An 8,059-nucleotide genomic window follows, 5' to 3' on the forward strand; every position below is an offset into this window, starting at 1 on the left:
CCCTTGACTATCTAAGTCCCATTGAATTTAAAAAGATACACCCTAAAAAAAGTGTCTAGTTTAGTGTTGACATACCAAGGATTGGGGTTAAGTATTTGTTGCCCAACCCTCTTCATCGAGGTGATGAAGGGGATTGGGGTTAAGTATTTGTTGCCAAACCCTCTTCATCGAGGTGATGAAGAGGATTAGACTGAAGTATTTGTTGCCGAACCCTCTTCATCGAGGTGATGAAAGGGATTGGGGTTAAGTATTTGTTGCCAAACCCTCTTCATCGAGGTGATGAAGGGGATTGGGGTTAAGTATTTGTTGCCAAACCCTCTTCATCGATGTGATGAAGGGGATTGGGGTTAGGTATTTGTTGCCAAACCCTCTTCATCGATGTGATGAAGGGGATTGGGGTTAAGTATTTGTTGCCCAACCCTCTTCATCGAGGTGATGATGAGGATTAGGCTGAAGTATTTGTTGCCCAACCCTCTTCATCCAGGTAATGAATGGGATTGCGCTGAGGTAATTGTTGTTCAATCCTCTTCATCGAGGTGATGAGAGGGATTGGGGTTAAGTATTTGTTGCGAATTCCTTTTCATCAAGTCGATAAAGTCCCCACCGTCCAAGAGCTCGCACCATAAAGTCCTTCATCAAGTCAATGAAGTCCCCACTGCCCAAGAGCTCGCACCGTAAAGTCCTTCATCAAGACGATGGAGTCCCCACCGCCCAAAAGATCACACGGAAAAGTCCTTCATCAAGTCGATGAAGTCCCCACCGCCCAAGAATTCCCACCGTAAAGTCCTTCATCAAGACGATGGAGTCCCACGGCTCAAGAGTTCACAACGTAAAGTCCCTCATCCGGTCTTATGAAGTCCAGAACGCAACGCAAGAGCCGCCGTAAAGTCCTTCATCACCATAGCCACCGTAAAAACCACTACCTATTATTCTTCCCCGCCCGTATTATGAGCCCCGTATTGTTGGTTTGTAGATTGTGTTTTTCCGCTTCGCGCTCTTGTATCAGGACCAGCATTTCCCTTTACACTTGCTGCACTAACCGCGCGTTTAGATGGATTTTTATCAACTTTAGCCATTTGATTCACCTCCAGTTATTAGAATCACCTGAATCTCAACTTTCAATGCGAAATCGAAAGAAAACCAAAAATTGTTTGTTGAATATATTGCGAAAATTAAAATATTGCTTTATATTTAGATATAAAGGAACTCATTCTTTTGGTTGTTCAAAAATCCATTAGCTAAATTTGAATAGGGGATATTTTTTTTGAAGCAAAAATGAATGAGTGTTCATTCAAATGTTCAAAAAGCATAAAAGGAGGAAACTGTGAATGATCCAAAGCATTAAAAGAGCTGCAGTTCTTGGTTCGGGAGTTATGGGATCGGGTATTGCTGCTCACTTAGCTAATCTCGGAATACCTACATTACTATTAGATATTGTTCCTCGTGAACTTTTAGAAGTAGAAAAAAAGAAAGGGTTTACATTTGAGGATAAACAAGTTCGAAATCGTCTGAGTGATTCAGCAGTCCAAAAGTTGTTGAAACAAAAGCCAGCTCCGCTTACTTCTAAAGAAAATATCGCTCTAATCACAACTGGAAACTTTGAAGATGATATGGAAAAGCTTTCGGAAGTTGACTGGATAATTGAAGTGGTTGTTGAAAACCTTGAAATTAAGAAAAAGGTTTTTAGCCTAATCGATAATGTAAGAAAGCCAGGAAGCATTGTGAGTTCAAATACATCTGGTATTTCGGTTGAGGCTATGGCTGAAGGACGTTCAGAAGATTTTCAGAAACACTTTTTAGGAACACACTTCTTCAACCCACCTCGTTATTTAAAATTGCTTGAAGTGATTCCAACAAAAAACACAAGCCCAGAAGTACTTTCTTTTATGAAAACATTTGGAGAGGATGTACTTGGAAAAGGTGTCGTTGAAGCAAAGGATACACCAAACTTCATCGCAAACAGGATTGGAACATATGGGTTGCTTGTTACCGTTCGTGAAATGCTAAAAGGCGGATATAGCATAGGAGAAGTAGACTCAGTTACAGGTCCAATGATTGGACGTCCGAAGAGCGCAACATTCCGTACTCTCGATGTTGTTGGGCTAGATACATTTATACACGTAGCCAATAATGTTTATGAACAAGTTGAGGGAGCAGAAAAAGAAGTTTTCGATGTTCCTGACTTTATGAAAGTCATGTTGAAAAAAGGATGGTTGGGAAGTAAATCAGGGCAAGGTTTCTTCCTGAAAAAAGGTAAGGAGATTTTAGAATTAAACCCTGAAACTCTCCAATACCAAGAGAGAAAAAAGCTACAAACTCCAGTTACTGCTTCCATAAAGCAAGTGAAAGGAACAGCTAATAAGTTAAAGACACTATTATACGCAGAGGATCGTGCCGGAAAGCTTTTATGGAATATTACCAGCCCAGCACTTATCTATTCAGCCGCTCTTTTAGGTGAAATTGCAGATGATATCGTTGCTATTGATGAGGCAATGAAGTGGGGCTTCGGTTGGCAATTAGGTCCATTTGAAACGTGGGATGCAATCGGCCTTGAAAAATCTGTGAAGAAGATGGAAGCAGAAGGTGCCCAAGTGCCAGAGTGGATTAAAGAAATGATAGCAAACGGACATACTTCGTTCTATAAAAAAGAAAATAGCTCTGTTTCTTATTACCATAACGGAGAATACAAAGCAGTTAAGGTAAATCCAAAGAATATAAATATCAAGACATTAAAAGAAACAAATGGCGTCATTAAGAAAAATAGTGGTGCTAGTTTAATAGATTTAGGAGATGATGTAGCACTTCTGGAATTCACATCACCAAATAATGCAATTGGATTCGATATTATTCAGATGATCAATCACTCGATTGATGAAGTGGCAAAAAACTATAAAGGCTTAGTGATTGGTAACCAGGCGAAAAATTTCTGTGTCGGTGCTAACCTAGCGATGATCTTAATGGAAGCCCAGGATGACAATTTTTATGATATCGAACTTGTTGTTCGTCAGTTCCAACAAGCGATGATGAATATTAAATATAGTGAAAAACCAGTGGTCGTAGCACCATTTGGCATGACACTTGGTGGAGGAGCAGAAATCTGTTTACCTGCTGCCAAGGTTCAAGCTTCAAGTGAAACCTATATGGGGCTAGTAGAGGTTGGTGTAGGTGTAATCCCTGGCGGTGGTGGAAATAAAGAACTTTACCTTAACCATCTTCAAGGAATGCCATCAGGAGTAGAGGTAAATCTCCAAAATGTCGCAAACAAAGTTTTCGAAACAATAGCAATGGCGAAGGTTTCAACATCAGCCGATGAAGCACGTACAAATAACTTCTTAACAAAAGAAGACGGCATAAGCTTCAATGGAGATCATCTCATCCATGATGCGAAAAAATCAGTGTTAGCATTATCTGAACAAGGGTACAAAGCTCCAGTACGTAAGAAGGTACCGGTTGTTGGTGAGTCAGGATACGCAACCTTGTTATTAGGTGCACAAGCAATGAAATACTCTGGTTACATTTCAGACCATGACTTTAAGATCGCGAAAAAACTTGCTTGGGTACTTGCAGGTGGAAATGTTCCATATGGTACTAAGGTAGATGAACAATACTTATTAGACCTTGAACGTGAAGCATTCCTTAGCCTTGTCGGTGAGCCAAAGACGCAAGCTAGAATGCAACACATGCTTGTAAAAGGAAAACCATTACGTAACTAATAAGCATAGATAAAAGGTAAAAGGGAGGATGAAAAGATCCGAGAAGGTCGAGGAACGATAGCGCCGAGGACCGGAGCGTATGGATTGATACGTGAGGACCGTAGGGGCAGAGTGACGAAGAGATTCGACAGAGATTTTTATCCGTACTTTTACCTTCCTTAAAAAGTTAGGAGGGAATGTGTTGAGAGAAGCAGTCATCGTAGCGGGTGCGAGAACCCCTGTTGGAAAAGCGAAAAAAGGTACACTAGCAAATGTAAGACCAGATGATTTAGGAGCTCTAGTAGTTAAAGAAACATTAAAACGAGCGGGTAATTATGAAGGGAATATTGATGATTTAATCATCGGATGTGCAATGCCTGAGGCAGAACAGGGCTTAAATATGGCAAGAAATATAGGGGCATTGGCAGGATTGTCACATACAGTTCCGGCAATTACGATTAATCGTTATTGTTCATCTGGACTTCAATCTATTGCCTATGCAGCAGAAAAAATTATGATAGGACATTCTGATACCGCAATTGCTGGTGGAGCAGAATCTATGAGTCTAGTACCAATGATGGGCCATGTTGTCCGTCCAAATGCGAGGCTTGCAGAAACAGCACCTGAATACTATATGGGAATGGGCCATACAGCAGAGCAGGTCGCTGTAAAATACGGTGTAAGTCGTGAAGATCAAGATGCTTTTGCTGTAAGAAGTCATCAAAAGGCAGCTGCAGCTATTAAAGCTGGTAAGTTTGTGGATGAGATAGTTCCAGTAGACGTACCTCTTCGACATGTGGATGTAAATAATAAATTAGTAGAAAAACATATCCTTTTTTCTCAAGATGAAGGTGTCCGAGAAGATACGAATCTTGAAGTGCTTGCAAAACTAAGACCAGCTTTCTCAGTGACAGGTTCAGTAACAGCAGGAAATGCTTCACAAACAAGCGATGGTGCAGCTGCTGTAATGGTAATGGATCGTGAAAAAGCAACGAGCCTTGGCCTGACTCCATTCGTGAAGTTTAGATCGTTTGCCGTTGCTGGAGTTCCACCAGAAGTTATGGGTATTGGTCCAGTTGCAGCGATTCCTAAAGCACTCAAAAATGCAGGTCTTGAGCTCTCAGATATAGGGTTATTTGAGTTAAACGAAGCATTCGCGTCTCAATCTCTTCAAGTTATTCGTGAATTAGGACTTGATGAAGATAAAGTAAACGTAAATGGTGGCGCAATTGCACTCGGACACCCACTTGGATGTACTGGAGCAAAATTAACTCTTACATTGATGCATGAAATGAAGCGACGTAATGTACAGTTTGGTGTTGTAACAATGTGTATCGGTGGCGGTATGGGAGCTGCCGGAGTGTTTGAATTACTAGCTTAAAAAGTAAGGCTAACAAAGAGTTAGCCTCTGAATAAAACTTTTAGGGGGAAACCAAATGTCAAATGCAACTGATAAAGTCGTTTTAGGTGGGGGCTTTTTGATCGAAGATTTAGAAGCGGACCGTGTCTTCACACCAGAAGATTATACAGATGAACATAAAATGATCGCAAAAACTACAGAAGACTATATTGCAAACGAAGTTTTGCCACAGGTTGAGTATCTTGAAAACCATGAATTTGATCGCTCAGTAAAATTATTGAAAAGCGCAGGGGACCTTGGTCTTTTAGGTGTAGACGTACCAGAAGAGTATGGTGGATTAGGTCTAGACAAAGTAAGCTCTGCTTTAATTGCTGAAAAAATGGCAAGAGCAGGCGGATTTTCTATTTCACATGGAGCACATGTTGGAATTGGTTCACTTCCAATTGTTCTTTTTGGTAATGAAGAGCAAAAACAAAAATACCTTCCAAAATTAGCTACGGGTGAGCTACTAGCAGCGTATGCGTTAACAGAACCTGGTTCAGGTTCCGACGCTCTAGGTGCAAAGACGACTGCAAAATTAAATGCAGAAGGGACGCACTATGTATTAAATGGTGAAAAGCAATGGATTACAAATGCAGGCTTTGCGGATGTATTTGTTGTCTATGCCAAAATTGATGGCGATAAATTCTCGGCATTTATAGTTGAGCGTGAGTTTCCTGGTGTTTCAACAGGTGCTGAAGAAAAGAAAATGGGAATCAAAAGTTCCTCAACTCGTACACTAATTCTCGAAGATGCACTGGTACCAGTCGAAAACCTTTTAGGTGAAGTCGGTCGTGGTCACGTAATTGCATTTAATATTTTAAATATCGGTCGTTATAAGCTAGGTGTAGGTGCGGTTGGCGGTGCGAAGAGTGCATTCGAACTAGCTGTAAAATATGCAAACCAACGTCAACAATTTAAAACGCCAATTTCAAAGTTTGGCCTTATCCAAGAAAAATTAGCGAATATGGCGTCAAAGATATATGCGGCTGAATCTAGCGTGTATCGTACAGTTGGTTATTTTGAAGACCGTATGGGCCAATTATCCGAAGAAGAAGTAAAGAATGGTAAAGAAGTTGCAAAATCAATTGCTGAATATGCAATTGAGTGCTCAATTAATAAATTCTTCAACACTGAAGTGTTAGACTATGTCGTTGATGAAGGTGTTCAAATCCATGGTGGCTATGGATTTATGCAGGAGTACGAAATCGAAAGAGCATACCGTGATTCTCGAATTAACCGTATTTTTGAAGGAACAAATGAAATCAACCGTCTACTTGTTCCTGGAACATTCCTACGTAAGGCATTAAAAGGGGAATTGCCTTTACTTGAAAAAGCTACACAGCTACAAGAGGAGCTAATGATGCTGATGCCTGAAGAGGTGGGCGAGGGCGTTCTAGAACAAGAGAAATTTCTAGTTCGCAATGCGAAGAAGATTGGCCTTATGATAGCTGGGCTTGCAGCACAAAAATTTGGTCCTAAACTTGAGAAAGAACAAGAGATTCTTGCAAATATTGCCGACATTGCTGCAAATATTTATGCGATGGAATCTGTCGTTCTTCGTACAGAAAAAGCAATCAAAAAATCAGGTGAAGATAAAAATCAACAAAAGATCCTTTATACTCAAGTATTTGTTCAAGAAGCATTTAATGAAATTGAAGCTCATGCTAAAGAAACACTTGTTGCAACAGAAGAAGGTGATGTTTTACGGATGATGACATCTGCACTCCGTAAATTAACTCGTCATACCCCTGTAAATGTAATTGCGAAAAAACGCGAAATTGCGGCAACACTTATCGAGGCTGAAAAATACACTGTGTAATTCCCAACTTGAACGGCTAGAAAAAGCTCCTATAATAGGGGCTTTTTTTCTTGAAGTAAGAGGGTTTTTTCTTTTTTTAGCAGGATAAACGAGAAATGAGTCGAAATTATTCTTGGGAATCTAGAGAATCGTTGTTATTTCAAAATTTTATATGTTAAAATATTTGGGGAGTATGTTGTAGGGGTGGTGAGAATATGGCTTTAACATTTTACTGGTATCCAAAATGTGGAACCTGTCGAAAAGCGAAAAAATGGCTTGAAGAACATCAGGTTACCTTTGAGGACATACATATTGTGGAGAATCCCCCATCAAAAGAGCAATTAAAAGAAATGTACCAAAAAAGTGGATTGGAATTAAAGAAATTCTTCAATACAAGTGGTCAAAAATACCGTGAACTTGGATTGAAGGACAAAATTGGTACAGCCTCCGAGGATGAATTGTTAGAACTTTTAGCCTCTGATGGAATGCTAATTAAGCGCCCACTCACTAGCGATGGTAAGAAGGTAACTGTTGGTTTTAATGAGGCTCAGTTTGAAAGCACTTGGGCAAAATAAATCGGATGAAAGACCTTAATAAGGACTTTTACATAATCCATTTTATTGAGACTATTCATCAAAATGGACACTAATTATTTCATAATATCGAATTAATGGAGGGTACAAGATGAGCACGCCAAAAGAATTACGTTATTCTGAAGAACACGAATGGGTGAAAGTCGAAGGGGAAAAAGTACGCATTGGGATTACTGATTTTGCACAATCTGAGTTAGGTGATATCGTATTCGTTGAACTACCAGAGGTAGGCGATGAAATACAAGCAGATGAGCCTTTCGGTAGTGTTGAATCTGTTAAAACGGTTTCTGAACTTTATGCGCCTATCAGCGGTAAAGTTGTAGAAATAAATGAAGACCTTGACGACAGCCCAGAATTCGTAAACGAATCTCCATATGAAAAAGCTTGGATGATCGTAATTGAGCCTGCAAATGCTGGTGATATTGAAAATCTAATGACAGCTGAACAATATGAAGAAATGATAAAAGAAGACTAAGATTTCTATAAAAAGAGCCGAAAACTGAACTGACCTAGCCAAATGAGACATATATAAAACACCTATCCATATTAAATTTAACACTTTTTCATTAATTTG

Annotated in this window: 6 protein-coding genes; 5 read left to right on the plus strand and 1 reads right to left on the minus strand. The window is 39.8% G+C overall.

Annotated features, from left to right (window positions below):
* Positions 1-926 precede the first annotated feature (926 nt).
* Positions 927-1,076: a YuzL family protein gene (locus ACR65M_RS25845; protein WP_077619272.1), complete on the minus strand. Its 150-nt coding sequence runs from the start codon at positions 1,074-1,076 to the stop codon at positions 927-929.
* A gap of 252 nt (positions 1,077-1,328) precedes the next feature.
* Here ACR65M_RS25845 and ACR65M_RS25850 point away from each other — a divergent pair, with 252 nt between their 5' ends.
* The 5 genes from ACR65M_RS25850 (at position 1,329) to gcvH (ending at position 7,960) form a co-directional block, all read left to right on the plus strand.
* Positions 1,329-3,713, plus strand: a complete 2,385-nt coding sequence (locus ACR65M_RS25850; RefSeq protein ID WP_440274838.1) for a 3-hydroxyacyl-CoA dehydrogenase NAD-binding domain-containing protein — start codon at positions 1,329-1,331, stop codon at positions 3,711-3,713.
* A gap of 181 nt (positions 3,714-3,894) precedes the next feature.
* Entirely contained in the window at positions 3,895-5,073 is a 1,179-nt protein-coding gene (locus tag ACR65M_RS25855; RefSeq protein ID WP_440274839.1) for an acetyl-CoA C-acetyltransferase, read from the plus strand.
* A gap of 55 nt (positions 5,074-5,128) precedes the next feature.
* Complete coding sequence (locus ACR65M_RS25860) at positions 5,129-6,913, plus strand: acyl-CoA dehydrogenase FadE (RefSeq protein ID WP_341330483.1); 1,785 nt, start codon at positions 5,129-5,131, stop codon at positions 6,911-6,913.
* 194 nt (positions 6,914-7,107) lie between these two features.
* Positions 7,108-7,467 (plus strand): arsenate reductase family protein, encoded by a 360-nt coding sequence (locus ACR65M_RS25865; RefSeq protein WP_121446231.1) that lies wholly within the window; start codon positions 7,108-7,110, stop codon positions 7,465-7,467.
* A gap of 109 nt (positions 7,468-7,576) precedes the next feature.
* Positions 7,577-7,960 carry a glycine cleavage system protein GcvH gene (gcvH, locus tag ACR65M_RS25870; protein ID WP_099352648.1) on the plus strand — a complete coding sequence of 128 codons (384 nt, stop codon included), beginning with the start codon at positions 7,577-7,579 and terminating at the stop codon, positions 7,958-7,960.
* Positions 7,961-8,059 lie beyond the last annotated feature (99 nt).

The organism is Ferdinandcohnia sp. SAFN-114, from assembly GCF_059415045.1.